This window comes from Chryseobacterium sp. NRRL B-14798, assembly GCF_050470705.1.
In the GTDB taxonomy this organism is placed as follows: domain Bacteria; phylum Bacteroidota; class Bacteroidia; order Flavobacteriales; family Weeksellaceae; genus Chryseobacterium; species Chryseobacterium cupriresistens.
The window spans coordinates 2,559,731-2,586,729 of sequence record NZ_JBFLUL010000005.1 but is presented as its reverse complement, the minus strand read 5'-3'; the positions used below and the strand labels follow the sequence as shown (position 1 = coordinate 2,586,729).

General features: G+C 38.4%; 23 protein-coding genes. 15 read left to right on the top strand and 8 right to left on the bottom strand.

Annotated elements, in window-relative coordinates:
* Positions 1–7 precede the first annotated feature (7 nt).
* A complete protein-coding gene (locus tag AB1278_RS12110) occupies positions 8–952 on the top strand; it encodes an aldo/keto reductase (protein ID WP_343638387.1) in 945 nt (314 codons plus the stop codon).
* 164 nt (positions 953–1,116) lie between these two features.
* Here AB1278_RS12110 and AB1278_RS12105 read toward each other — a convergent pair whose 3' ends face one another.
* The 3 genes from AB1278_RS12105 to AB1278_RS12095 form a co-directional block, all read right to left on the bottom strand.
* The gene (locus tag AB1278_RS12105) at positions 1,117–2,964 is read right to left on the bottom strand and encodes a chloride channel protein (RefSeq protein WP_429814575.1); all 1,848 of its coding nucleotides are present in this window, start codon (positions 2,962–2,964) and stop codon (positions 1,117–1,119) included.
* 123 nt (positions 2,965–3,087) lie between these two features.
* Positions 3,088–4,080 (bottom strand): SDR family oxidoreductase, encoded by a 993-nt coding sequence (locus AB1278_RS12100; protein WP_343638383.1) that lies wholly within the window; start codon positions 4,078–4,080, stop codon positions 3,088–3,090.
* 30 nt (positions 4,081–4,110) lie between these two features.
* Positions 4,111–5,382, bottom strand: a complete 1,272-nt coding sequence (locus AB1278_RS12095; RefSeq protein WP_202840339.1) for an NAD(P)/FAD-dependent oxidoreductase — start codon at positions 5,380–5,382, stop codon at positions 4,111–4,113.
* A gap of 225 nt (positions 5,383–5,607) precedes the next feature.
* Here AB1278_RS12095 and AB1278_RS12090 point away from each other — a divergent pair, with 225 nt between their 5' ends.
* On the top strand, positions 5,608–6,597 hold the full coding sequence (locus tag AB1278_RS12090) for an aldo/keto reductase (RefSeq protein ID WP_429814571.1): 990 nt from the start codon (positions 5,608–5,610) through the stop codon (positions 6,595–6,597).
* 64 nt (positions 6,598–6,661) lie between these two features.
* Here AB1278_RS12090 and AB1278_RS12085 read toward each other — a convergent pair whose 3' ends face one another.
* Positions 6,662–7,465, bottom strand: a complete 804-nt coding sequence (locus AB1278_RS12085; protein WP_429814569.1) for an SDR family oxidoreductase — start codon at positions 7,463–7,465, stop codon at positions 6,662–6,664.
* Positions 7,466–7,486: 21 nt separating this feature from the next.
* A complete protein-coding gene (locus tag AB1278_RS12080) occupies positions 7,487–9,145 on the bottom strand; it encodes an FAD-binding dehydrogenase (protein ID WP_429814566.1) in 1,659 nt (552 codons plus the stop codon).
* Positions 9,146–9,295: 150 nt separating this feature from the next.
* Here AB1278_RS12080 and AB1278_RS12075 point away from each other — a divergent pair, with 150 nt between their 5' ends.
* The 6 genes from AB1278_RS12075 to AB1278_RS12050 all read left to right on the top strand — a co-directional run bounded on the left by AB1278_RS12075 (position 9,296) and on the right by AB1278_RS12050 (position 13,490).
* Positions 9,296–9,724 carry a rhodanese-like domain-containing protein gene (locus tag AB1278_RS12075; protein ID WP_202840347.1) on the top strand — a complete coding sequence of 143 codons (429 nt, stop codon included), beginning with the start codon at positions 9,296–9,298 and terminating at the stop codon, positions 9,722–9,724.
* Position 9,725: 1 nt separating this feature from the next.
* Positions 9,726–10,229 carry a TlpA family protein disulfide reductase gene (locus AB1278_RS12070; protein ID WP_238349619.1) on the top strand — a complete coding sequence of 168 codons (504 nt, stop codon included), beginning with the start codon at positions 9,726–9,728 and terminating at the stop codon, positions 10,227–10,229.
* 363 nt (positions 10,230–10,592) lie between these two features.
* Complete coding sequence (locus AB1278_RS12065) at positions 10,593–10,988, top strand: DoxX family protein (protein ID WP_429814563.1); 396 nt, start codon at positions 10,593–10,595, stop codon at positions 10,986–10,988.
* Positions 10,989–11,157: 169 nt separating this feature from the next.
* Positions 11,158–12,195, top strand: a complete 1,038-nt coding sequence (locus AB1278_RS12060; RefSeq protein ID WP_429814560.1) for a sensor histidine kinase — start codon at positions 11,158–11,160, stop codon at positions 12,193–12,195.
* Positions 12,176–12,877 carry a LytR/AlgR family response regulator transcription factor gene (locus AB1278_RS12055; RefSeq protein ID WP_227942136.1) on the top strand — a complete coding sequence of 234 codons (702 nt, stop codon included), beginning with the start codon at positions 12,176–12,178 and terminating at the stop codon, positions 12,875–12,877. The genes AB1278_RS12060 and AB1278_RS12055 overlap by 20 nt, the downstream gene beginning before the upstream one ends.
* Positions 12,878–13,061: 184 nt before the next feature.
* A complete protein-coding gene (locus tag AB1278_RS12050; RefSeq protein ID WP_227942137.1) occupies positions 13,062–13,490 on the top strand; it encodes a hypothetical protein in 429 nt (142 codons plus the stop codon).
* 204 nt (positions 13,491–13,694) lie between these two features.
* On the opposite strand, the gene AB1278_RS12045 is transcribed toward AB1278_RS12050, so the two are convergent.
* The 3 genes from AB1278_RS12045 to AB1278_RS12035 all read right to left on the bottom strand — a co-directional run bounded on the left by AB1278_RS12045 (position 13,695) and on the right by AB1278_RS12035 (position 18,161).
* Complete coding sequence (locus tag AB1278_RS12045; RefSeq protein ID WP_411413157.1) at positions 13,695–14,300, bottom strand: DNA-3-methyladenine glycosylase; 606 nt, start codon at positions 14,298–14,300, stop codon at positions 13,695–13,697.
* A 280-nt stretch (positions 14,301–14,580) separates the two neighbouring features.
* Positions 14,581–16,752 carry a DPP IV N-terminal domain-containing protein gene (locus AB1278_RS12040; RefSeq protein ID WP_429814555.1) on the bottom strand — a complete coding sequence of 724 codons (2,172 nt, stop codon included), beginning with the start codon at positions 16,750–16,752 and terminating at the stop codon, positions 14,581–14,583.
* A gap of 14 nt (positions 16,753–16,766) precedes the next feature.
* Positions 16,767–18,161 (bottom strand): aminopeptidase P family protein, encoded by a 1,395-nt coding sequence (locus tag AB1278_RS12035; RefSeq protein WP_429814552.1) that lies wholly within the window; start codon positions 18,159–18,161, stop codon positions 16,767–16,769.
* Positions 18,162–18,346: 185 nt separating this feature from the next.
* Here AB1278_RS12035 and AB1278_RS12030 point away from each other — a divergent pair, with 185 nt between their 5' ends.
* The 7 genes from AB1278_RS12030 (at position 18,347) to AB1278_RS12000 (ending at position 26,840) form a co-directional block, all read left to right on the top strand.
* Positions 18,347–19,231 carry an AraC family transcriptional regulator gene (locus tag AB1278_RS12030; protein ID WP_429814549.1) on the top strand — a complete coding sequence of 295 codons (885 nt, stop codon included), beginning with the start codon at positions 18,347–18,349 and terminating at the stop codon, positions 19,229–19,231.
* Between the two features lie 93 nt (positions 19,232–19,324).
* The gene (locus tag AB1278_RS12025; RefSeq protein ID WP_343638347.1) at positions 19,325–20,248 is read left to right on the top strand and encodes a dihydrodipicolinate synthase family protein; all 924 of its coding nucleotides are present in this window, start codon (positions 19,325–19,327) and stop codon (positions 20,246–20,248) included.
* On the top strand, positions 20,245–21,729 hold the full coding sequence (locus AB1278_RS12020; RefSeq protein ID WP_429814546.1) for an aldehyde dehydrogenase (NADP(+)): 1,485 nt from the start codon (positions 20,245–20,247) through the stop codon (positions 21,727–21,729). Before AB1278_RS12025 ends, AB1278_RS12020 begins: the two co-directional genes overlap by 4 nt.
* On the top strand, positions 21,726–22,724 hold the full coding sequence (locus AB1278_RS12015; protein WP_429814543.1) for a 4-hydroxyproline epimerase: 999 nt from the start codon (positions 21,726–21,728) through the stop codon (positions 22,722–22,724). Before AB1278_RS12020 ends, AB1278_RS12015 begins: the two co-directional genes overlap by 4 nt.
* A gap of 7 nt (positions 22,725–22,731) precedes the next feature.
* The gene (locus AB1278_RS12010) at positions 22,732–23,997 is read left to right on the top strand and encodes an NAD(P)/FAD-dependent oxidoreductase (RefSeq protein WP_395973649.1); all 1,266 of its coding nucleotides are present in this window, start codon (positions 22,732–22,734) and stop codon (positions 23,995–23,997) included.
* Positions 23,998–24,080: 83 nt separating this feature from the next.
* Positions 24,081–26,231, top strand: a complete 2,151-nt coding sequence (locus tag AB1278_RS12005; protein ID WP_429814540.1) for a M43 family zinc metalloprotease — start codon at positions 24,081–24,083, stop codon at positions 26,229–26,231.
* Positions 26,232–26,345: 114 nt separating this feature from the next.
* Positions 26,346–26,840 carry a GNAT family N-acetyltransferase gene (locus AB1278_RS12000; protein ID WP_429814537.1) on the top strand — a complete coding sequence of 165 codons (495 nt, stop codon included), beginning with the start codon at positions 26,346–26,348 and terminating at the stop codon, positions 26,838–26,840.
* Positions 26,841–26,999: the final 159 nt, after the last annotated feature.

The window sequence follows — 26,999 nt, the reverse complement described above, 5'->3', positions numbered from 1 at the left end:
TATTTTTATGGAAAAAAGAAAGATCAAAAACACCGATTTAACGATTGCACCCATCAACTTCGGAGGAAATGTTTTTGGATGGACATTGGACGAGAAACAGTCTTTTGAAATACTGGACCGCTTTGCTGAAGCAGGATTCAATTTTATAGATACTGCAGATACCTATTCATGGTGGGTGAATGGAAAAGGCGGACAGTCTGAAGAGATCATCGGAAAATGGATGAAGAGCAGATGTAACCGTAATGATATCGTTTTAGCTACGAAAGTAGGCTCAGAAACGAAAGAACATGGCTATGATATCAGCAAAAAACATATTCTTAAATCTGTAGATGAGTCTCTGCAAAGACTTCAGACCGATCATATTGATCTTTATTATACACACTTTGACGATAATATTACTCCCGTGGAAGAAACACTTTCTGCTTATGATGAGATCATTAAGGCTGGAAAAGTACGTTATATTGCGGCTTCCAACTTATCACCGGAACGTTTGAAAGCATCATTTGAAGCAGCAGAAAAGAATAATCTGCCCAAATATGTTGCGTTACAACCTCATTACAACCTAATGGAAAGAGATGGATTTGAGCAAAATTATGCCCCTCTGGCAGAGCAGTTTGGTTTAAGTGTCTTTCCTTATTGGTCTTTGGCAGCAGGTTTCTTAACCGGTAAATACCGTGATGAAGCAGATCTGGCAAAAAGTGCAAGAGGTGAGGGCGTAAGAAAATATTTAAATCCTAAAGGACTGGAAGTATTAAAAGCGCTGGATCAGGTAAGTGCAAAGCATCATACAACACAGGGGACAGTTTCTCTGGCATGGCTGTTAACCAATCCTCTGATTACAGCACCCATTGTAAGTGCTACCAGTGCTTCCCAGCTTGAAACAGTCTTCAATGCACCAAAACTTGTTCTGGATCAGGAAGATATTGAGCTGCTTAATAGAGCGAGCAACTAATTTTTTCGACTTTCATTATAGATTAAAAATTAAATCCGTTCAGCAATGAACGGTTTTTTTTTGAGTAGACGATGATAACCACCCGTCAAAAATTCTTTGAATTTTTGCCACCCTCCGGAGGAGGGGGAATTGAGGTTTCCGATTGTTATATTCTGTTGTTACTATTAATCGGAATATTCTTTCAGAAGCTGTCTGTAGCTCATTAATATTGAGGATTTTGAGATAAAACCGATGAAATCATTACCATCATTCACTACCGGAAGATTCCATACACCTGTATCATCAAAGGTCTGGAGAATATCCAGAGGTTTATTTTCACGATGAAGAACCGCAGGTGGTGCTTTCATAATCTGGGTAACCGTCTGGGACGTTTCAATTTCTTTATTAAAAAGATAAGGCCTTATATCATCCAACGTCAGAACTCCTTTCAATTTTCTGTTCTCATCCACAACGGCGAAAATATTTTTATTACCATTCTTCAACATTTCAAACAGTTCTGTAACAGAAGCATTTTCATTAATTGTCTGTGAATATTGATCAATAAAATCTTCAGTTCTTAAAGCAAACAGCAGGTTCTTGTCATGTTTATTCGTAAAAATTTTTCCTTCATCAGCTAATGATTTTAATTCAGGAGAAATCGGGGAAAACCATTTGGCAATAAGATAAGATATAATGGATACAATCATTAGAGGAATAAACAAATCATACCCGAAGCTGGATTCAGCGATCAGGAAAATTGCAGTAAGAGGAGCATACAAAACACCGCTCATTGCTCCTGCCATTCCTACCAAAACGAGATTGGTCACCGGAACATCTGTAAACCCTAAATGCTGGCATACCAACGCAAACAGATAGCCCAGAGTTCCACCTGCAAAAAGAGACGGAGCAAAGTTACCGCCATTTCCACCGCTAAAGATTGTAAATGAAGTAGCAAATGCCTTTAAAAGCAATACCAGTACAAGAAATATGATAATAGTCCAGTCTCCGATCTCAAAATACCTGAAAAAACTGTTTTCAATAATGGAGTAGGTGTTTCCATTCGTAAAAGCTTTTACTGTTTCATAACCTTCCCCAAACAACGGTGGAAAAAGAACACATAACAGGGAAAGTACGGCGCCTCCAAACATAGCTTTACGCATTCTCGAAAGCTGCAGTCCTTTTATAAAATGTTCTACTTTTTGAGAAATAATCACAAAATAACGGGCATACAATCCTGTAACAATCCCTAAAATAAGATAATACGGAACATTTTTATAGTTGAAGGGATCCCTGGTATAAAACCTGAAAAGAACATCTTCCTGAAGTAAAATCCTTGATAAAAGACTTCCGCAAACCGCAGCTACAACCAACGGAATGAAATCGGTGAAAACCACTCCGGTTAAAAGAATTTCAAAGGCAAACATAATCCCTGCAATCGGGGCATTAAATGCTGAAGCAATCCCGGCAGTTGCTCCGGCGGCCAGTAACAACGTACGTTCTTTATAACTTAACCTGTAGGTTTGTGCATAGTTGGAACCAATAGCAGCTCCGGTAACGGCAATAGGGCTTTCCAATCCAGCAGACCCTCCCAATCCTACGGTAACAGCACTTTGTATTACCTGGGAATACATTTTAACAGAAGCCACAATACTGGAATTCTGTGCAATTTCGTATAAAATAGCCCCGATTCCTTTACGATCCTGACCTTTAAACAAGGTAAGAACAATCATCGTTGTCAGAACGATTCCTAAGAAAGGAAAAACAATATAGAATAAAATCTGATATTCAAAATGAACCTTATTGGTAATGAAATAATGGATATTGTGCACCAGTGTTTTCAGGATAACTCCCGCCAGACCCGCCGTGCAGCCTACCAGAATTCCGGAAAGAACAAGAAATTGATTTCTACTCAGTCTGTTGTTCAGCCAATGCAGGATAAGCTCATAACTGCGTGCTTTTTCCAGTCCGTATTTCTGGAAATCTCTTTTAAATTTAAGGAAACTGAGGTACTTTTTTTTGTTGTGAATTTTCACCGTCGAAATATTTTACACTATCATCAGATTGATACAGTTCTGTAAATTTATGAAATATATCACAAAAAATATAGTAAAGAGCCTTTTTCAAACTATAGCGATGACTGTTTATTTCTATTAATCTTACCTTATTTCTTTCGTTTTTCCTGAAAAAATCAGCCCAACAGCCAATGCTCCAATGATTCCTGCTCCTGCCAAAATCAAAGGTCTTGTAGAAACAGATAATAGTGTTTTCCCATCAATTTCCATATTTCCTGAGGAAGACTGGCGGACATTTCCACCTGTATTTTCTGCCTTATTGGCTTTCTTCATTATCATTCTCATTCCTGCAGAAGATACATAACGGATGATTCCCGGAAACATTTCATATAAATTTTTAAACACAACAGCAGACCAGTCCGGATAAGAGGCTTCAGTTGGATTTTTAGCTGTTTTCACAATAGCAGCAGCCAGCTCACGGGGATCAAACGATGGAGGAGGTGTGCTGAGCTTTATTCCCGAATAATTGGCAGCATGTTCTATTCCTGATGATTTCTGAAAACCGGGATAAAGCGCACAAATATGGATGTCAGGAAAATCTGAAACTTCACCCTGCAGGGTTTCTACCATTCCGCGAACGCCAAATTTCGAGGCCGTATAGGCTGTTCCATAAGGTGCCGGCATCCATCCGCCAATAGAAATATTATTCAGTAAGACTCCTTTTTTCTGCTTTTTAAAAACAGGAAGCACTGCATGTGCCGAATGCATATACCCCAAAAGGTTGGTTTTCACAATCTGATCGCTGATATCTACCGGAATTTCTTCAAATTTTCCAAATGCAAGCACTCCGGCATTATTCACCCAATAATCAATTTTCCCGCTGAATTCCAAAGCTTCTCTGACAAGGTTCTGAACATCTTCTGCAACAGAAGTATCGGTAGGAACAGCAATCACTGTAGCTCCCAGTTTTCTGCATAATTCTGCGGTTTCTGTAAGTGCTTCTTCTCCTCTTGCTGCCAATACCAGATCAGCTCCCTGTTCGGCAAAAGCTTCTGCCGTAGCCTTACCAACTCCGCTTGAAGCACCGGTGATGACGACTGTTTCTCCAAAAAACGGAGGCCTTCTTTGATTTTTCATAATATGATAGATTTAAGTGTTTGTATTTCATCATGACCCGTTTCCTGTATTTCTTTTCGGAAAGAGAATAAGCCGGATGGATGGATTATTGGTGATGAATAGCCGGAACCAGTCCATGGCCAGTTGAAGTTTATTTTTAAACCCTACCAGCGGAATGATGTGGATGAAAAGCCAGGTAAGCCAGGCTATAAAACCGTTAAAGGAATTTTTCGGAAGATCTACTACCGCGTTGTATTTTGATATGATGGCCATACTTCCTTTATCATTGTACCGGAATTGTTCCAGGATTTTTCCGTCTTCTATCCGTTTAAAATTGGAAGCGAGATTTTTAGCCTGCTGAATGGCAACCTGAGCCAGCTGAGGATGTCCTTTTGGATATTTTTCTTCTGTCAGCATCAGACATATGTCTCCCAACGCATAAATATTGGTAGTTCCGGTTACTTTATTATAGTCATCCACCAATATTCGTCTGCCTTTCCCGATAGTTTCTTCCGGCAGACCGGGGATTTCTTTTCCAATGACACCGGAAGTCCAGATCAGGGTTTCTGTTTCAATAGAATTTCCATCGCTCAGAATGACTTTACAGTCTTTATAATCTTTTACAGATACATTCAAAAGGATTTTCACTCCTAATTCTTTCAGCTTCTCATAGGCCGTTTTCTGGGCCAGCTGGCTCATAGGCGAAAGTAAAGTAGGTAAAGCATCAATAAGATAAAGATTGGAAAGTCCCAGTTTGATTTCCGGATATTCTTTCTGGGCTATATATTTTCCCATTTCCGCAAGCATTCCTGCCAGTTCTACTCCTGTAGGTCCACCTCCGGCAATCACGATATTTTGAAGTTTTTCGGCTTCTTTAATGTCTTTATTTCTAGCGGCTTCTTCCAGAGTCAGCAGAATATGATTCCTCAGATAGAGTGCTTCTTCTATATTTTTCATCGGAAGCGAACATCTCTTTACATTTTCCATTCCAAAAAAATTAGTCTCTGTCCCTAATGCCAGTACCAGATAATCATAACTGAGAATCCCCGTATCAGTTTCTATGGTCTTATTTTCAGGATTTACCCTGAGAAGGCTGCCCATGTGAAATTTCACATTTTTATTGTTTGAAAACAGTTTTCTGAAAGGATAACTGATATTGGAAGCTTCTATAAACGAAGTAGCTACCTGATAGATAAGTGGCGGGAAAAAATGATAATTGTTTTTATCAACCAGAGTTATTCTGAACCTTTTATCATTTCTGAGAGATTTGATAAGGTTGATGCCCGCAAATCCTCCTCCTACGATTAGAATATGCTTTTTCATAGTATGTGATTATTTCAAATGGTGTACTGAAATTCATTCAATAACAAGACCAAAGGAGCTGCGAAATAAATATTTAACATAATATTCAAAATACTGAAATAGCTATTGTTCCGGCAGCTGGTACGGATTTCAGTGTTTCATTACAATTTTCTTTTTAACATTTCTATGGAGGGCAGCATGATGTTTGTACTGTAACAATCATCCAACACTTTAAATATTCAACATATGAAATCAGACATTTTAACAGAAAAGCACCGACTGGGAATAGGGGGTGTAGCAATAGGAACAGCTTTTGAAAACATTACGGATGAACAGGCTCATGAAATATTACAGACGGCCTGGGATAGCGGGGTGCGGTATTATGATACTTCTCCGTGGTACGGATTAACCAAAAGTGAAAGAAGATTTGGACATTTTCTTACAGATAAAGACAGGGATGATTTTATTTTCTCAACCAAAGTGGGGAGACTTTTTCAACAGGTTCCGGAATCTGAAGTTCCTCCAACGATGTGGAAAAAGCCTCTTAACTATGACTTCTTCCATGATTATACATCTTATGCTGTACAAAAATCCATTGAAGACAGCCTGGAAAGAACCGGATTGAGTCATATTGATATTGTTTATATTCATGATCTGTCTGAAGATCAGGTAGGGGACCGTTATCCTTATTTTCTGAAACAGGCAAGAAACGGAGCTTTTAAAATTCTTTCTGAACTTCGCAGTCAGGGAATTATAAAGGCATGGGGAATGGGTGTTAATAAAATAGAACCTATTTTAGACTGTATTGAATCTGCTGATCCTGATATCTGTTTGTCGGCCACGCAATATTCCATTCTCGAACATGAAGATGCTGTGGACCGTCTTCTTCCTGCAGTTAAAAAAGCAGGGGTAAAACTGGTTTCGGGAGCAGGGTACAATTCAGGCTATATAGCAGGAAGAGAACGCTATAATTATAAAGATGTGATTCCGAAAGGAATGCATGAAAAGCGAGCCAGGATGACTTCCATTGCCGAAAAATACAATATAAGCCTTATTGATGCCGCACTGCATTTTGTACTGGCCGCTGACGAATTCGCTTCCATTATTCCCGGTGCCAGCCAGCCTGAGCAGGTGAAAGATAATATGAATGCCTTGCAAACCAACATTCCTGCCGAATTCTGGAAAGAATTAAAAAATGAGGGACTGATTTATGAAAAGGCGCAGGTTCCTGATTAAATAAAGGTAACCATTATCGTTAACTAACTCAAAAGCCCGATTCAGGAAAGAATCGGGCTTTTCTTTATACTACCTTCGCTTTACGGATTATTTTTGCCAACAAGCCTGGAAAAAATCGTTTCAGGTAAACAGCCATCACTTCTTTACCTCCTATCGCTTTCTGTCTTTTCTGTTTCTCTATGGCATAAAGCATTTTTTTCGCGAAGATATCTACAGGCATGCCATTCTTCGTAGCATCATCCATTGTGCCCTGTAATGAACCATCTCCGGTGACTGCATTAATAGAAATATCGGTCTGTATAAAACCCGGGCAGATCATCGTAATCTTAATATTCTGGCTGAATAATTCTGCCCGAAATGCATCAAAAAAACCGTGTAAAGCATGTTTTGCACCTGCGTATCCGCTTCTCATAGGAGCGCCAAAAATTCCCATAAGACTGGATACAACAGCAATCTGTCCTCCTTTATTTTCAAACATATAAGGTACAACTGCTTTAGTAAGTGCTACTGTTCCAATATAGTCAGTATCGATCAGCTGTTTGTCCACTTCAATATCTGTTTCCATGGCTAACGACCGTTGTGACAATCCGGCATTATTAATCAGAATATCAATCTTTCCAAACTTCTCAGCTGCCTTCGCTGCAATGGCTGGCATTTCTTTATAATTTTTAAGATCTAAAGGAATGACCGCATACCGATCTGTACTTAGGCCGGCATTTTCAGCCACGGAATGAAGCTGGCCCTCTTTTCTGGAAGAAAGAATAATTTTGGCATTACTCTTTCTCGTAAGCTCTTTCACTAAAGCTTCTCCAATGCCTGATGATGCACCTGTGATCCAAATGACTTTATGATCAAAATAACTGCTCATGTTCAATACTATTATTTAGTTTTAAAGTCCGCCGATATATTTTCCTGCTTTCATTCCGGAGAAGATGCAGCCTCCTAAAAATGTTCCTTCCAAAGCTCTGTAGCCATGCATTCCGCCGCCGCCAAAGCCAGCTGCTTCTCCGGCAGCATATAATCCTTCAATGACGCTGTCATCCTCCCTCAATACCTGGCCATTCAGATTGGTTTTTATTCCTCCCAAAGTTTTGCGGGTTAAAATATTAAGACGTACAGCAATCAAAGGTCCGTTTTCAGGATCTAAAATTTTGTGTGGTGCCGCTACACGCCCGAGTTTATCTCCTAAATAATTCCGGGTGTTCCGGATATAATTTATCTGGGTATCTTTTGAAAATTTATTGTTGAGTTCGCGGTCTCTGGCTTGAATCTGTGATTTTATTTTTTCATATTTCAGGAGATTATTTCCTGCCAGTTCATTCATTCTTTTAACCAGATCTTCCAGGTTATCTGATACAATAAAATCTTTTCCGTGCTCTTTAAAAGCCTCTACCGGTCCCGGAGCCTTTTTACCAAAAATCCTTTTCAAAAAAAGAGCATAATCTTTATTGGTGATATCCGGATTCTGTTCCGAACCTGAAAGAGCAAATTCTTTTTTAATAATTTTCTGGGTAAGAATAAACCAGGAATAAGAAAATCCGGTTTCCTGTATATACTGTAAAGTTCCCAATGTATCAAAACCGGGAAGAAAAGGAGCGGGGAGACGTTTTCCTTTCGCATCAAACCATAATGATGAAGGACCGGGCAATATGCGGATTCCGTGATTAGGCCAGATAGGATTCCAGTTTTGTAACCCTTCCGTATAGTGCCACATCCTGTCCGGATTGATGATATGAGCTCCGGCATGTTCTGCAATGCCTATCATTTTTCCATCCACATAAGCAGGAACACCACAGACCATATTTTCAGGTGCTTTTCCCAATCTTTCCGGCCAGTTTTTTCTTACCAGCTCATGATTGGCACCAATTCCTCCTGAAGCAATGATAATATTAGGCGCTGTATACTCAAATGCAGAGATGACATTCCTGTTCGTTGCAGCACCTCTTTCCTGGTTATCATTTTCCAGAATATCTCCTTTAAGGCCTTTCATTTTGCCGTTTTCCTCTATCAATTCAGTTACCCGATGTCTGAATTTCATCTGAAGCAGTCCTTTTTCCTGAGCTTTGTAAGCTTTTTCTACAAAGGGTTTTACCACGCCTGTGCCTGTTCCCCAACTCACATGAAAACGGGGTACGGAATTTCCATGACCCGTTGCCGAACCATCACCACGCTCTGCCCAGCCCACCATAAACATCAGCCTGATTCCCAGTTTGGAAATATAATCGTACTTTTCACCGGCAGCAAATTTCAGATAAGCTTCAGCCCACTGGCGGGGCCAGTAATCTTCCGGACGATCAAAACCAGCGGTACCTTTCCAGTCCTGCAGTGCCAGCTCATAAGAATCTTTAATTCCCATTCTTCTTTGCTGGGGGGAATTAATCAGAAATAATCCTCCAAATGACCAGAATGCCTGTCCACCGATATTCTGCTCTGTTTCCTGATCCAGAAGCAATACTTTTTTTCCGGCATTGGTAATTTCCATCGCCGCGGTAAGCCCTGCCAGTCCGGTTCCGATAATAATTGTATCAGGCTGGAATTTTTCTTCCATTGTTAAGCGTGTTTTGATTCAACAATACGTTAGATAAATGTATAAAATTATTCGGAATCGGGTTTAAAATTAAAAATTTAAATAAGCCTGCTTTGAGTAATCAGCCCTGAACTCTGAACTTTTCAACTTATCTTTGTGAAAAATAAAAGTATGAAGTATTTGTTTATCATTGCCTGCCTGGTTTGTTCCATATTCAGTCAGGCACAGCAAAAACAGGATCCATGGAAAGACAGCCAGCTGATGGATCCGGCATTACTGGCTTCCAGAATTGAAAATCAAAAAACAAACGATCTGGTCATCATTTCAGTAGGACCTGAAGCTATTGTGAAGGGTTCTGTAGACATCGGACCGACTCATGAACCTGAAAACCTGGAAAAACTGAGAAATTATCTTAAAGATATTCCTAAGAACAGAGAAATTGTGATCTATTGTGGCTGCTGTCCTTTTGTAAAATGTCCTAATATTCGTCCTGCATTTGCATTGTTAATGGAATTGGGCTTCAAAAATGCAAAGCTTTTAAACCTTCCGAAAAACATCAAAACAGATTGGCTGGATAAAAATTATCCTACAAATGATTAATATGAAAAACTCTTTAACAATATTATTTTTCATACTGTTTTCAGGATATATTTCTGCCCAGAACACCATAGAAGTAGGGAAGAAAGCTCCTGAAATAACAATGACAAAGGCAGATGGAACTTCATTTTCTCTTTCAGCATTAAAAGGGAAACTGGTTCTGATCGACTTCTGGGCAACCTGGTGCGCACCCTGCGTAGAAGAACAACCTCAACTGAAAACAATGTATGACACTTATTCCGGGCAGGTTAAAAAAAATCAGTTTGAAATAGTGGGCGTTTCTTTAGACAAGAATAAGGAAAGCTGGCAGAAAGCAATCGACAGGTTTCAGATCAACTGGATACAGATCAGCGATTTAAAATTCTGGAAAAGCCCTGTAGCAAAACTGTATGAAGTAGATGAGCTTCCCTTTAATGTTATTATTGACGGACAGGGAACGATTATAGCTAAAAACCTTCATGGCCAGGAACTGGAAGATTTTATTAAGAAAAATTTGATACAGAATTAAACAAGTTATTTTTCCGGTTATAATATAAAAGAGTGGTAAGTTATTGTACCACTCTTTTTAGTTGAAAAAGATAGAAGCATTTGTGTCTTAGAATCGTTTTTATAATCATGTAAAATATCTTATGAAGACCGATTACTGATTATGGGGGAAATTCATTATTATGTCTTATCTGAATGTAAATATACTAAATTGTATTTATTAAATCACTTTATATTGAAATATTAAAAAGATTTAATATTGCATACAATAGATCTCAATAATAAAAATTGCAATTTATGCTGAAACTAAAACTTTTATACCTTTTTCAAAGTTGTTGATATACAAAATGATAAGTGTATGTTTTCGCATACTAATTTTGTTTCTATGAAAAAGAGTTTTTACCTTCGTTTGGCACTTTCAGTGATATTACTGATGCATAGTGTGATTTCTATTTTCAGTGGGGATGTGAATGATTTCGGACATGCTTATCTGGACAGATTGGGTTTCAGCCCTGCAGGAATTTATATAGCCTGGGTCATAAAACTGACTCATCTTTTATCAGTGCCTTTACTCTGGATTGACCAATGTATCAAGCCTGTAGCGGTCTGTAATATTCTCATTTTTATTTCCGGGATTTATTATGTTCACTGGCAAAATGGTTGGTTTGTAGTAGGAGGCGGAAACAATGGGATCGAATTCAATGTCCTGCTGATCTTATGCTTTTTCAATCTCATGTATCCTGAAGTCTCTTTATATTTTATGAATAAAAATAAGAGTTAACCTATTCCAGAATCTTTGCCACGTAAAATGATTCAGAAGAAACAGTTTGTAGATTTTTGGCTTCATTTGATAGACTTATATGTTTATATTTGGGTTAATAAATGGTACTTTGTACTTTTAAATCATCATAAGCTTGAAATCAGACAGTCAATCTAAATGGCGGATTCATTTGCTTTTTTGGATCTTGTATTATACGCTGGAAGTTTACCTTGACTTTTACTGGTCCAGGTATCAGTTTCCTGATTTCAAATGGCAAATAAGGCTTCAGAATGCCCTTATGCTGGAACTCTGTTATTTTTTGGTTAAAATTCCGTTAGCCTATGTGTTGCTGTATGTATATGAAAAGGTTAATCTTACATTTGTTTTTAAATATATTCTCTATATTTTCATTGTAACAGCAGCTGTTTTTGGCCACCGGTTCGTAACACATTTTATCATATATCCTGATATTTACGGTGTTATTGAAACATTGGACGGCAAGCAGGTTTCCGGATTTATCAATGGTTATGTGGCTTTCAATTCTTTTATGGATCTTATTTTTATGACAGGTCTTATTTTCGGGGTTGAAATTACCCGGCAGAAGAATATACTCAAAGAACAGATCTCTCAGTTAAAGTCTGAAAAACTGGATCAGGAACTTACCATGCTGAAAGCACAGATCAATCCCCATTTTCTTTTCAATACCCTCAATAACATCTACGGAATGGCTCTTAAAAAAGCAGATGAAACTCCCGATGTTATCCTCCAGCTTTCCAAAGTAATGCGGTATAATATTTATGAAGCTGCAGAAAAAAACATTTCTATAGCCAAGGATATTGAAAATATTAAAGATTTTATACAGATTCAGAAGATCCGGTACCATCAGCTGACTGTGAATTTTGCTGAAGATATTGATAATCCTTCACAGGAAATTTCCCCCCTGATATTGATACAGTTTGTAGAAAATGCCTTTAAACATGGCGTTTCCGAAAGCCTGGGAGAAGCATTTATTACCGTTGATATTCATTTAAAGAACGGAAATCTTACTTACCTTGTAGAAAATTCCAGACAGGAAAAATCTCATGAAAATTCCACAAAAATAGGCCTGAAAAATATCCGGAGACAGCTTGAGCTTCTTTATCCAAAACATACGCTTTCCGTGGAAGAGAAGAGCAACCGCTATACTGTAACTTTAACCATTGATTTTCATGACACCATCAGCCTCTAAAAAATACAATTGCATTATCGTAGAAGACGAACCTATTGCAGCAGAAATTCTTGAAAATTTTATATTACGGGATCAGGAATTGAATCTGGTAGGAAAATGTGCAGATGCAGTATATGCCAGCAGTCTTTTAAGTATTCATGATGTAGATTTAATGTTTCTTGATCTTCATCTTCCGGTAGTAAAAGGCTTTGATTTTCTAAGGAAAGTAAAAAATCCTCCTTTTGTAATTGTTACAACAGCGTATCATCAATATGCAGTAGAAGGCTATGAGCTTGATATCACGGATTATCTGATGAAACCCATTCCCTATGACCGCTTTCTGACTGCTATTGATAAATTCAAGCATTTAATGGAAGCAGAAGATGCATTACTCGAAGTTTCTGAACGTGATTTTATATTTCTGAACAGTGGTAAAAAGAAGGTTAAAATTATTCTCCAGGATATTATTTACATCGAAAGTTTAAGAGAATACATTAATATTCATACAAAAACGGAGACTCTCACTTTTAAAATGCCCATCAGTAAAATAGAAGAAGCTTTAAACCCCAAAATGTTTACCCGTATCCATAAGTCCTATATTATTTCCCGGTCAAAAATAGAAGTAAAATCTGCCAATATTATTCAGATCAATGGAAAAAAGCTTCCGGTGGGGAGAACTTATAAACCATTGATAGAGCTTTAGTATGAGTATTTTAATTTAATATCCTTATTATTTTATTTTTTCGTCCATTATTAAACCTGTATTTGCAATACTGACTTTTCTCAAAAAGAAGTTGGTAGATAAAAATTGCCCATTTATAGCTATTTTTTTCCGGTTCATATTCATTTGTACATCTTTGAAACTGTAAATAATAAATATTTGAATTATGAAAATAATCGGAATTTCAAAACTAATGAGCAGATTCTTTTTAATGTTGGCTTTAGGAAGTATTTTCTTCAGCTGTAAAAACAGTGATGATGATGATGATCCGGCTCCCGGCTCACATGGCATTGAAGTAGCAACAGGAGTATTCAAGGGTACCATGAAAATCCAGGGGCAAGATTATTACAATGCAATAGTTAATGTTTCAAAGACAGGTGATTCCTATGTTAAAGTACAGCCTAAATCAGGTGAAGCGTATTCAGCAGCAACCTCTAAAACCTTCAATGTTACCAATTCTGCTGGAGTAAGTGTTTCGGGCAATGACAGCCAGGGTAGTTTTAACTACATGATTTCATCAAAATCACTTCAGATCAGCACTCAGAAAGCATCCGAAAATGAGGTAGCTTTTTATTTTGAAGGCGAAAAGCAATAATACAATAAAATGTGGTTGGTTTATTATTCGAATGTTGAATAATGTTTTGGCTTATGACTCATGTCTTAAGCCAATTTTTTTTTGATTAAAGTTTAGCCCTACAACACTTACTTCAATGAGTAATGCAATAATCAATCTCATAAATTATGTAACCCTGCAAAAAAAAGAAGTCTGAATTATTGTATAAAAATAATTTCTCTTTCACTATGCTTTATTAGGTTTACTCACATATTTATTTCCTTTCACAAAAAAGCGCCAGGGTAAAAGCGCATCCTCCTGCGCATAGGCAACACCTATCCGGGGACCTGCAATAATGTCATGCGGAGGATAAGAAATACCGTGATCTTCAATCCAGATTTCATGACCGGTGAGCTCTTTTTTGTTAAAGGACCGGTCAATACCTAACGCTTTGGCAGCTGATCCGGGACCTGCAGAAATAGCAGGTTTAGAGGCAGGCATATTTCTTCTATGCTCCATAATTTCTTTTCCTACCAGAGGTTCAACAGCTCTGATGAGTACTGCATGAGGCTCATCTTCCACGGATGTTACTACATTAAAAAGATGGTGAATTCCATAGCATAAATAAACATAAGAAACTCCGCCATGGCTATAGAGCGTTTCAGTACGGTTTGTCCGTCTGCCGCCATAGGCATGCGAAGCTTTATCTTTCACGCCAAAATAAGCTTCTGTTTCTACAATGATTCCTGCTGTTTTTTCACCATTGAACTCTGTAAAAAGTACTTTTCCCAAAAGATCCCGGGCCAGAAAAAGAACATCCTGATTGGAATAGTAGGAGAGTGGTAGTTTCATGAATGATGTTGGAAATTATTCATTCAAATGTAATGATAATCCTGTAAAAACAGAAGAATACGAAGCTGAAATTAAAAAGGTACCACAAAAAGTCAGATTTCATAAAACAGTGACTAATTTGGCACATCCATTGTTATTTTTCAGGTACATCATTTCACACCACTATAAAAAATTATAGGTTTTGACACTTATTTTCCCTGGAGTAATCCGGGGAATTTTTATTGGCATCAAATGTATTGAAAATAAAAAAGTCCCACATCCATGTGAGACTTTCATTATTTTATCTTGCTCCCGGAGGGCAGTGTTCTTTCAGGTATTTTGTAAACATGGTAGCAAGATGCAGTGATGTTCCTTCTCCTTCATCAATAGAATGGGTACGGTTAGGATAAGACATCAGCTGAAACTGTTTGTTATATTTTACCAGTTCATTAATATATACTTCCGTATTCTGGTAGTGTACATTATCATCTCCCGTTCCGTGAACCAGCAGAAGATTTCCTTTTAAGTTTTTAGCATAGGCCAACGGAGAACCGTTGACAAAATCTTCTCTGTTTTCCTGTGGGAGACCCATATAGCGTTCCTGGTAGATATTATCATAGAATAATTGATTGGCAACGGGTGCAATTGCAATTCCTGTCTGGTAAATATCAGGATATTGTCCTAAAAGGTTCAGGGTAGAAGAACCTCCGCCGCTCCAGCCCCATACGGCAACTCTTGAAGTATCGATATAAGGCCATTTTGCGAATAAAGCTTTAGCTCCCATTGCCTGATCACGGATATTGAGCTGTCCTATTTTCCGGTAAATAGATTTTCTCCATTCCCGTCCTTTTGGAGAAGGAGTTCCACGGTTTTCAAGGGACACGTATAAATAGCCGTCTTCTGCCATATCACCTGTATATAAATAATTCCAGCCTGTGTAGAAGTTATCGGTAACGGTTTGTGATCCCGGTTCTCCATACACTGTAAAAACAACAGGATACTTTTTATTGGGATCAAAATTTTTAGGTTTTACTACCCAGCCGTCCATTGTAACACCATCCTGTGTTGTAATCTGGAAGAATTCTGCTTTAGATCTTGCCGGGTCGGCTTTTGCAGATCTTTTGGCAGCAACCAGTTCTTTATGATCGGGAAGCGATATCACAGATCCAATGGAAATGGCATTCACACTGTTATTGGTAAACATAGCGATTTTTCCATTGGGTGAAATCGTATATTGGTTAGAACCTTTAAAAGCTTCAGGCGTTACTTTTTGAGCTTTTCCACCTTTCATACTTACTTTATACAGATATTTCTGAGTAGCGTTATCTGGAGAAGCCAAAAAGTAGATCAGTTTATTGGGAACATCAAAAAATTCAGGTTTGATAACATCGAAAGCATCTTTTGTGATCAATGTTTCTTTACCGCTCATATCTATTTTATAAATATGTCTCCATCCGTCTTTTTCAGACAGCCATAAAAATTCTTTCCCATTTTCAATCCAGTCCCAGCCGCTTGGATCATTATCATTCCATCGGGATTTTATATCAATCCATGCTGTTTCTGTTTCTGTATGAATGGTTTTGCTGCTTCCGGAATCCGCATCTGCAACAATAATTTTACTTTGATTCTGTTTTCTGTTCAGCTGCTGAAGAATGACCGATCTGGAATCCAGCACCCATTCCATTCTAGGAATATAATTTTGTACTTCATCACCTGCTATATCAGCTTTCTTTGTTGATTGGGAAGCCAGATCATAAAACCAGATGCTGCATCCTGAAGGATTTTCTCCAACTTTCGGATATTCTACAGGAACGGTAAACGAATACAGGCTATCCGTATTATTGATCATCAGGAAATTCCTGGTACTTCGGGCATCCATTTTCCAGTAGGCAATTTTCCTGCCGTCCGGAGACCATCTGAAACCATCCTGCGTTCCGAATTCTTCTTCATACGCCCAGTCAAAAGTACCATTGATCATTCTGTCGGTACCATCATTCGTAATTTTACTGATCTGATTATTTGCAAGATCCTCAATATAGATATTATGCTTAGAAACATAGGCTACTTTTTTTCCATCAGGTGAATATTTTGCAAACATTAACGATGAAGCCGGCAAACCTTTTCCAAGCTGGATCAGTTTTTTGGTGTTTTTATCGAAAATCCAGTAATCTCCACGGGTATTATCCCTCCATACTTTTTTGGTATCGGCAAATAGCAACAGGCTTCTTCCATCAGGAGATACCTGAAAACTCTGTACCTGCAGAGCATTGGAACTTCCGGCAGGAATCAGTTCACTACTGTTTAAAAGCGTCTGATCTTTTCCGGGATGCAATAGATCAACAATTTCAACCCCTTTTTTAGTAAATGAATAATAAGCATCGCCATCGGGAGTCCATTGTGTCTTCTGTGCCGCCAATGGTGACAAACACAGGAAATACAATGCAATAGCTGTTAGTTTTTTTATGTTCTTCATAAATATAATTTGAATTAAGCCAGATGTTCAGCTCTGTAATTTTCAATGTCTTCAACGGATTTGATCAATCCGTTCCCCAGAAGTCTGTAACTGTCATCCGTAATCAGGAAATCATCTTCTACACGGATTCCACCGAAATTACGGTATTCATTTACTTTATCATAATTAATAAAGTCTGCGTTTTTATTTTCAGCCTGCCACATGTCAATCAGCTCCGGAATCATATAAATACCAGGCTCAACTGTCACTACAAAACCGGACTCCAAAGCTTTTCCTAAACGTAAAGATTTCAGTCCGAATGTTTTGGTATCTTTTGGTTCTTCTTCAGTATAGCCAATATATTGTTCCCCAAGGTCTTCCATATCATGTACGTCAAGTCCCATCATGTGTCCCAGTCCACACTGAAAAAACAACGTATGAGCATGGTTTTTTACAGCATCTTCGGGATTTCCCTTCATCAGTCCAAGATCGACAAGTCCTTCTACGAGATGTTGTGCTGCTTTCAGGTGGATATCTTTAAACCGTACTCCCGGTTTTAAAAGCTTCTGGGCCTGATTAAAAGCATTCAGAACCACTTCGTACATTTCCTTCTGCTTTGTTGTAAATGTTTTGCCTACAGGAAAGGTTCTGGTAAGATCACCTGCATATCCCATTGAAGTTTCTGCTCCGGAATCGTTCAGGAAAAGGTCTCCCTCTTTCATTGTATTGAGACGGTAATGATTATGCAGAATACCTCCGTTGATCGTCACAATGGGAGGATAAGACATCTGGCATTCTTGGTTGGCGGCAAGATATTGGATCGCATTGGCAATTTCATATTCTTTCATTCCGGGTTTCACAAGACGCATGGCCAGCAAATGCATTTCATTGGATACATTTACAGCCTGTTCGATCTGTACAATTTCCTGAGCTTCTTTAACAGAACGTTGTTTGACAATCGCTTTGATCATTTCAACAGAAGGCTGCAAATCCTTAATTTTAATTCCAAGAAGATCTTCCAGCAAAATTTTATTGGAAGACTGATAGGGAGGAAGGTAGTGCACTTTTCTACCGGAAGCCTGTGCTTTTACAATATATTGGGCAAGTTCTGCGTAAGGTAACGTTTCCTGAACACCGGATTTCAGGCCTTTTTCCTTAAGGGTTTCCTGCCTTCCCATCCATACAATTTCATCTATACTTAGCTCATCACCGAAAATGATGGTTTTATTTTCATCAATATCGATAATAGCTGCAATGCGGGGTTCCTGAATCCCGAAATAATATAAATAAGTACTGTCCTGGCGGAAATAATAAGGGTTGTGCTCAAAGTTTACAGGATTCTCTATATTTCCCAGAAATAATAAGATTCCATTGGATACATTTTTCTGTAATATTGCTCTTCTGTCTTGATAAGTTTGTGCTGAAAACATATTATGAATAGTTTTTATTTTAAAACTTTAAAGTTACGATTTTGTAGTATTTATAGTACTTTATTCATTAAAAATAAGAATATGTAAAATTTGGATTTTAATATGATATTTAATGTTCATATTTTGCTTACCTTCAGCAATATTTTAACCTTGCTAATCTAATAACCCGGTAAAGCATTCATAGTATGATGAAGAGTCTCCAGTTTTCTGTTCCTGCCGATACCAACAAAAGTATACGTATTCAGGAAGATATAATGCCTAATTTCTATCCTTATTTCCACCGCCACACCGAAACCCAGATCATGTGGATTCTTAAAGGACATGGAACACTGGCCATAGAACAGAATCTCTTTAATTTTGAGGCGGGTGATATTTTCTATCTCGGAGCCAATCAGTCCCATGTTTTCAGAGGTAATTTTGAAAAAAATGAAAAGCAGAAGGTTCATTCCATCTCTATTTTTTTTGATCCTCATAAAAAGATCGCTGCATTTTTTGACTTACCGGAATTTGAAGAACTTAAAAACTTTATCAGTCATTCAGAAGTAGGATTTCAGGTGGCTTCCAGGCTTACAAAAAGTATCGGAGAAAATATTGCGGCATTACAAAAAACAAAAGGAGTAGATCAGATCATAGATTTTATAAGAATTTTAAACCATCTTATGCAAAACAGGCATCTGCATATTCCCTTATCTCCGGAAAAGAAACTGCCTGATCATATTTCCGATACAGACAAAAGAATTATTGATGCCCAGACTTTTATCAAGAAAAATTTTACCCAACATAAACTAACCCTTGATCTGATTGCCAAAGAAGCCTGTATGACTCCTCAGGCTTTTTGCCGTTCTTTTAAAAAACGTACCCGCATTACTTATATTGAATATCTTAATGAGCTTCGTGTACAGCGGGCCTGCAGACTATTGACTGCCAGCAATATGTATAGTATTTCTTCTGTTGCCTTCAACAGTGGGTTCAATAGCCTTACCAATTTTAACCGGGTCTTCAAATCCATCATGAAATATTCTCCTAAAGAATACCTGAAACATTACAAAGAGGCTACCATACAGCAATAAAAAAACAACATGTTAAAATACGGTTAGAATACATTAAAATATTAACATTTACCGTTTTAAAATTCACCTAGTTTTGAATAAATATTATTTGATATGAGTACAAAACTAAACTGGGAAGGTATTTTTCCTGCTGTATTAACGCCTTTTACAAAAGAGGGTGAGATAGACTTTGAAATGTTTGCTGTCAATACAGAAGCCCAGATTAAAGCAGGAGTTCATGGAATTATCCTTGCCGGGACATTGGGAGAAGCCAGTGCTTTAGAAACGGAAGAAAAATTTGAACTGCTGAAATACGCAAAAAAAATAACGCAGGGTAGAATTCCTGTCATTCTTAATCTTTCTGAAAATACCACCAAAAATGCGGTTCATTTTGCCCAAAAAGCAAAAGAATTGGGAGCTGATGGATTAATGTTACTTCCTCCAATGCGTTACAAAGCCGACAGCCGCGAGGTGGTAGAATATTTCAAAGCGGTGGCCACGGCTACGGATCTTCCGATCCTTATCTATAATAATCCTGTAGATTACGGAATTTATGTCACCCTTGACATGTTTGAGGAGCTTATTGAATATCCGACCATTCAGGCTGTCAAAGAATCAACAAGAGATCTTGCGAATGTAACCAGAATGATCAACCGTTTTGGGAAAAGAATCAAAATTCTTGGAGGTGTAGATACGATTTGCCTGGAAACCCTGATGCTTGGAGCTGATGGCCTTGTGGCAGGCCTTGTAGATGCCTTTCCTAATGAAACCATGGCCATGTACAACTATATTAAAGCAGGCGAATACGACAAAGCTGTTGCCATCTACAGATGGTTTATGCCATTGCTTGAACTTGACATTCATCCTAAACTTATCCAGTATATCAAGCTTGCTGCAACAGCAGAAGGGATAAGCAATCCTTATGTGAGAGCCCCACGTCTTGAACTTCATGGAGAGGAAGCTGAAAGAATTCAAAAAATTATTGAAGAAGGCAGAGCGAATCGTCCCGTATTATTAATTCCAGAAATACAGCTATGATGGAAGAAACATCAACTCAAAATATAGACAAAAGAATTCAGATGGCGGTTGAAGCCTTCCGGTTTCTGAAAAACACCACCATCAATGAACGGGCCGAATTTATGAATGCTGTAGCAGATCAGATTGAAGCCTTGGGAGAAGAACTTTTAACAGTAACTCATGCCGAAACGTCATTGCCTTTAGCCAGACTTACCGGAGAAAAGGCAAGAACAGCAGGACAATGGAGAAGCTATGCAAAAGCTGTTGCTGACGGGATCTATACGGAGGCCAGAATTGATCTTGCCCAGCCTGAAAAACAAAAAGGAGATCTCCGTAAATACAATGTAGGTATCGGACCTGTAGTTGTTTTCGGAGCCAGTAATTTTCCTTTTGCATTTTCTACTGCAGGAGGCGATACTGCCAGTGCTATCGGTGCAGGCTGTCCTGTCATTATAAAAGCACATCCGGCACACCCACAGACTTCACAGATAATGGCGGATGCGATAAGCGCTGTTGTTAAAGCTTTCGGATGGCCTGAAGGAATTTTCAGCCATATTACCGGAACATCTTATGAGATCGGAGCTTATCTGACCCAGCATCCGGATATCCGGGCTATTGCGTTCACAGGTTCATTTAATGGCGGAAAAGCATTGTTTGATATTGCCAGCCGCCGTGAAAATCCTATTCCGGTATTTGCAGAAATGGGAAGTATCAATCCGGTATTTGCCTTTCAAAACCTGCTTGAAACCAAAGCTGAAGCATTGGCAAAGGAATATATCACTTCTTTAACGCTGGGTGTAGGACAATTTTGTACCAATCCGGGAGTATTTATTGCATTGAAAGGAGAATCGTTTAACCGTTTCATCAATACATTAAAAGAAGAAATTCAAAAAGTGGCTCCCGCTAAAATGCTTCACAAAGGAATATTAGACAATTTCGAAAAAAATAAAAGCATTGCATTAGAACAGCCTGATGTTGAAATCATTGTATCAGCAGAAACAGAAAGTTCTTCGGGCAACGCAACAGTGATAAAAACCAGTGCCGGAAATTTCTTGAATAATCCGGTATTAAGTGAAGAAGTCTTTGGTCCATTTGGTATTGTCGTAGCATGTGAAACAGATGAAGATCTCATGCAAATTGCCCGCCAGCTAAAAGGACAGTTAACCATTACCATCGCAGCTACCCATGAAGATGTTCGTGATAACAGTACATTGATTACTATTTTGAAAGATAAATGCGGAAGATTATTATTCAATGGAATGCCTACAGGAGTAGAAGTGGTGTACAGCATGCAGCATGGAGGCCCGTTTCCTTCTACTACCGATTCCCGTTTTACCTCCGTAGGACCGGATGCCGTGAAACGATTTGTCCGTCCGGTTTGCTTTCAGAACTGGCCGGATGAATTCTTACCGGATGAGTTGAAGAATGAAAATCCATTACAGATTAGCAGAATGGTGGATGGAACAGTGAATTCAGGATCATTAAAATTACAGACCACATGAACAGAACATTTTTTTGTATAGATTCACACACCTGTGGATGTCCTGTACGTCTTGTTGCAGGAGGTGCCCCTGTTTTAAAAGGAAATTCCATGATGAAACGCCGGCTGCACTTTATGGAAGAATACGACTGGATCAGAAAGGGATTGATGTTTGAACCCCGTGGTCATGATATGATGAGCGGAAGTATTCTGTATCCTCCTGTAGATGAAAATAACGATATCGGAGTTTTATATATTGAAACCAGCGGATGTCTTCCCATGTGCGGGCACGGAACCATCGGAACGGTTACCATAGCTATTGAAGAAGGACTTGTTGTTCCCAAAATCCCGGGAAAATTACGTCTTGAAACACCTGCAGGACTTATCCTCATCGATTATGTACAGGAAGGAAAAAAAGTAAAATCTGTAAAACTGACGAATGTAAAGTCTTTCCTGTATGCTGAAAACCTGGAAGTTGAATGTCCGGATCTGGGATTAATAAGAGCCGATGTTGCTTATGGTGGAAATTTTTATGCGATTATAGATCCTCAGGAAAATTTCAGAGATATTTCTGATTTTACGGCCAGCCAGCTTATTCATTATGGAAAGATTATCAGAAAATTACTCAATGAAAAGTATCAGTTCATCCATCCTGAAATTGAACACATTAAAGGATTAAGCCACATTCAGTGGACGGGTAAACCCACAGATCCTGAAGCCAGCGGAAGAAATGCAGTATTGGTGGGTGAAAATGCTTTAGACCGTTCGCCATGTGGTACGGGAACTTCGGCAAGAATGGCGCAATGGTATGCTAAAGGAAAACTGAAGGAAGGTGAAGAATTCATTCATGAAAGCTATATCGGTTCCCGATTTATCGGGAGAATTGAAGAGACTACTACTTTAGATGGGAGACCAGCCATTATTCCGTCAGTAGAAGGCTGGGCAAGAATTACCGGATACAATCATATAATTATTGATGATGAAGATCCTTACTGGCAGGGTTTTCAGGTAATGTAACAGGCATATGGCACAGAATAAAGGAAAAGCACTGATCATCGGTGCAGGAATAGCAGGATTAAGCTCAGCGTATTATCTTTTGCAGAAAGGATGGCAAGTGGAGATTCTAGAGCAGAATGATCTTAGCAACAATTGTTCTTATGGCAATGCAGGCATGATTGTACCCAGTCATTTTACCCCATTGGCAGCTCCGGGAGTTGTAGCACAGGGAATACGCTGGATGTTCGACAGTAAAAGTCCGTTTTATGTAAAACCTTCACTCAATTCGAGACTTATATCCTGGGGATTGAAATTTTTAAAACATTCCAACCAGAAACATGTTGACTATTCTGCAGCAGCCATCAGGGATCTTAACCTGGCAAGCAGCAAACTTTATAATGAGATCGCGCAAAATGATGAATTTGATTTTGAGCTTAGTCAGAATGGCATTTTAATGCTCTATAAAACCGAGAAAGTTGCAGAAGAAGAAACAGAGCTTGCCCACAAGGCAATCAGTATGGGTTTACCCGTTGATATTCTGGGTAAAAAAGAAATTCAGGAACTTGAACCCAATGTTCAACTGGACGTTATCGGAGGAGTCAATTATAAATGCGACGGCCATATGAATCCCATGAAACTGATGAAACAAATGATCTCTTATCTTAAAAATAATGATGTCGTTTTTCATACCCATCATCAGGTAACTGGCTTTGAAACTTCCGGCAGCAATATTAAAAAGGTCATAGCGAATGGTAAAGAATTTACTGCAGACCAATTTATCATGACGGGAGGTTCATTTCTCCCTGAACTGGCTCAGAAGGCAGGAATCAAAATTCAGTTGATGCCCGGAAAAGGATATTCATTCATGCACAAACCGGAAAATCCTCTTAATACTTTACAGCATGCTGCCTTATTAATTGAGGCCAGAGTTGCAGTAACTCCTATGAACGGACACATCCGTTTTGGCGGAACGATGGAACTGGCTTCCCACAATGATACAATTAATATGAAAAGGGTAGAAGGAATCACCAGGTCTATTCCCAACTATTTACCTGACTTTCAGATTGAGAAACCCAAAGAATCTGAAATCTGGTTCGGCTACAGGCCCTGCGCTCCGGATGGGCTGCCTTATCTGGGACAGTCTTCCAAACTCAAAAACCTGATTATCGCAGGTGGCGGCGGAATGATGGGACTAAGCTTAGGACCCATTTTTGGAAAAACAGTTTCAGAACTTGCCCATGACCAAAAGCCAACGGTTGAGATAAAAATATTCAACCCTGAAAGATTTAGTTAAAAAACACCACATAACACACACAAATCAAGCCAAAAACAATTTGATTATTTAAATAATTTATTAACCACCAAATCCAAAAAATTATGAAAAAATTTAAATTACTATTACTTGTTTCCCTATTTCCAGCAATAGGTTTTGCTCAGGAAAACAGACCTCGTGAGTGTAAAGCAGATGAAATGATGAAAAAACATTTTGAGCTGCATCCCGAATCTAAGGCAGAATATGAAAACTTTGAGAAATATACCAAAGATTTCGTAAAAAAAATGGGATCAAACAAAAACTCATTGAATAATAGTAGGATGAGCAATCCAACTTACATCATCCCTGTGGTTTTTCATGTGTATGGAGAATCTCAAAGCAATGTAAAAGTAAATTACCAAAAAGTAGTTGACTTACTGCAACAAATCAACTTAAATTTCAATGGAATCAACACGGATTCAAATACTGTAGATCCTTATTTCCAATCTATCAGAGGAGCATTAAGCATTGAATTCCGGTTAGCTAAAATTGATCCAACCGGAAAAGCTACAAGCGGAGTGGTATTTCACCCTTTCAAAGGTGGATATGGCAACGGAGGTGGATATGATGCACAAATTGGCACAGATGCATGGGATAATACAAAGTATATGAATGTGTATATCCAAAATGATCTGTATGCTAATAAAGATTTATATCAATCAGGAGTTGCATGGTATCCGGATTCATACATGAGTTCAGTAAATACAGCCAGAGTGGTGTATAATGGACGTTATATATTTAATGCTGCAGGAACAGTGGCTTCAAACGAGTTTTCTGATACATTTACTCACGAATTCGGGCATTGGTTAAATCTTCAACACACGTTCAATGTTCTGTGTTCAACTTCGAACCCTGGTAATGATGGTGACGGAGTTGCTGACACCCCTGTAGAAAATGCTTCTTCCGGATTGGGATGTAACTCTGGAAACAATTGTCTTGGACAAAAAGTAAACGTTGAAAACTATATGGGATACAACGGCTCTTCCGGCTGTTATAAAATGTTTACCAATGGACAGGTGAACAGAATGCTGGCAGCATTAAACCATCCTTCGAGAATAAATTTATGGCAGCCTGCCAACTTAGCTGCAACCGGGGTTGCCAATAATCCACCAAGATTAGCCCTTAGCAACAGTACATTTACAGAGAACTTAAACAATAATGGAGTTGTGTCATTAGATGGAACAGTAGCATCTGCACCTATATCAACGATTACGCTGAACACAGCAACATTTGCCGTACCCAATGGAACAACTCTTACTTCGGGAACACATTTCACTTCTTCATTACCAGCAGGATTAACTGCAAGTATAGTAGTTACAAGCCCTACTACAGCTACACTTACTATAAATGGTGCAGCAACCAGTCATTCTAAAAGTCAGGTCTTAAATTCATCAATTACGTTCCTGAATCCGGCTATAACAGGAGGCGTAACTTCATTAGGATCAACGACAGCTTTGGCATTAACTTTTTCTTATAAAGATCCTTACAAAATAGTTACAGGAACTCCTCTGGAAAGTTATGCCAACCCAACACCAACAACAGTAACCACCAACTCAGGGGCAACCTGGAAATATTTTATCATTAATCCGGAGCTTAGTGATGATGCAGGGTATGGCGCGTGGTACTATGGAGCCAATCAATTAAAATTGGAAACTTATTGGAAAGGATTAGTGTGCCAAACAGGAACAAGAAATATTAGTTTAATTCCAGCCTGTACCACCATAACGAATGCAAATAATATAGGGTATCCAACTTGGACTCCCGGACAACTGGATGTGTATACTCCTACCTATACTACCTGGTCTGGTAAAACCGCTTATGTTGGTTTTAGAAACCAATTCGAAGGCTACGATATTAACGGCTATTTCAAAGTGAGCGTTGGGGCCAATGGTTCAAATTATTCTGTCACTGAGTTTGCATATAATACACAACCAAATGGCAGTATTACAACACCTTGTGCATTATCATTCTCCACTGCAGACGTTGATACAACCAACTCAGAAACTTCCATCTATCCAAATCCGGTTTCTGATGTATTGAATATTAAAACAAAAGGGGAAATTAAATCAATTTCTGTTTATGATATGTTTGGAAGAAAAATGAATGCAAAAGTTATTGGTGATAAGGTTGAGGTTAAACACTTCCTGAGCGGAACTTACTTAATTGATATTGAAACTTCTTTAGGGAAATCTTCCCAAAAATTCATTAAAAAATAGTTTAGTATCCATATGCAGTTGATTGGGCTTCATTGTAAGCCCAATTTTTTTTATCCTGTTTATGAGCAGTTCTTCATTTATTTATGTAATTTTATTCTTTGATAACAATATTCAATGCATTATAAAAACGACAGGATCATCATCCGTGAATTTACCCCTGAAGAATTTTCATTATTTTCCACTCTTTTTGAAAATGAAAATGTAACCCGATATCTGCCTTACAAAACCCCGGAGGAATATAAAGAAATGTTTGACAAAGCATTGGCAGATTATGAAGGGGGACCATTCAGCAGATGGGGAATTTTCCATCCCCAGAACAATGATTTTGTAGGAATGTGTCTGGCCAGAATCTTTCTCGACAATCCGGATCAGCTGGAAATAGGCTATACTTTAGGAGAAAATTATTGGGGAAAAGGCCTCGGAACGGAAGTTTGTAAAGCGCTTGTTGACCACTGTTTATCAATAAATCATCAGAAAGATATCGTAGCAGTAACGGATCTTGATAATATCGGCTCCCAAAAAGTACTTTTGAAAAGCGGCTTTAAAAGAGTTGAAAATCTTGCACGAGAAGATAGGGAACTGGCGTACTTTGTTTTACAGAAAGAGTAAACTTGTGGCTCATATTACAAACGGAGGGCTTAGAATTCCCCTCTTGTGGAGGGATGGCGAAAATTCAAAGAATTTTTGACGGGGTGGTTAGCTTTTCCCACAGATTTCACAGATTTACACAGATGTTTGTGTATTATAAAAATCTTCGATTTTTAAACT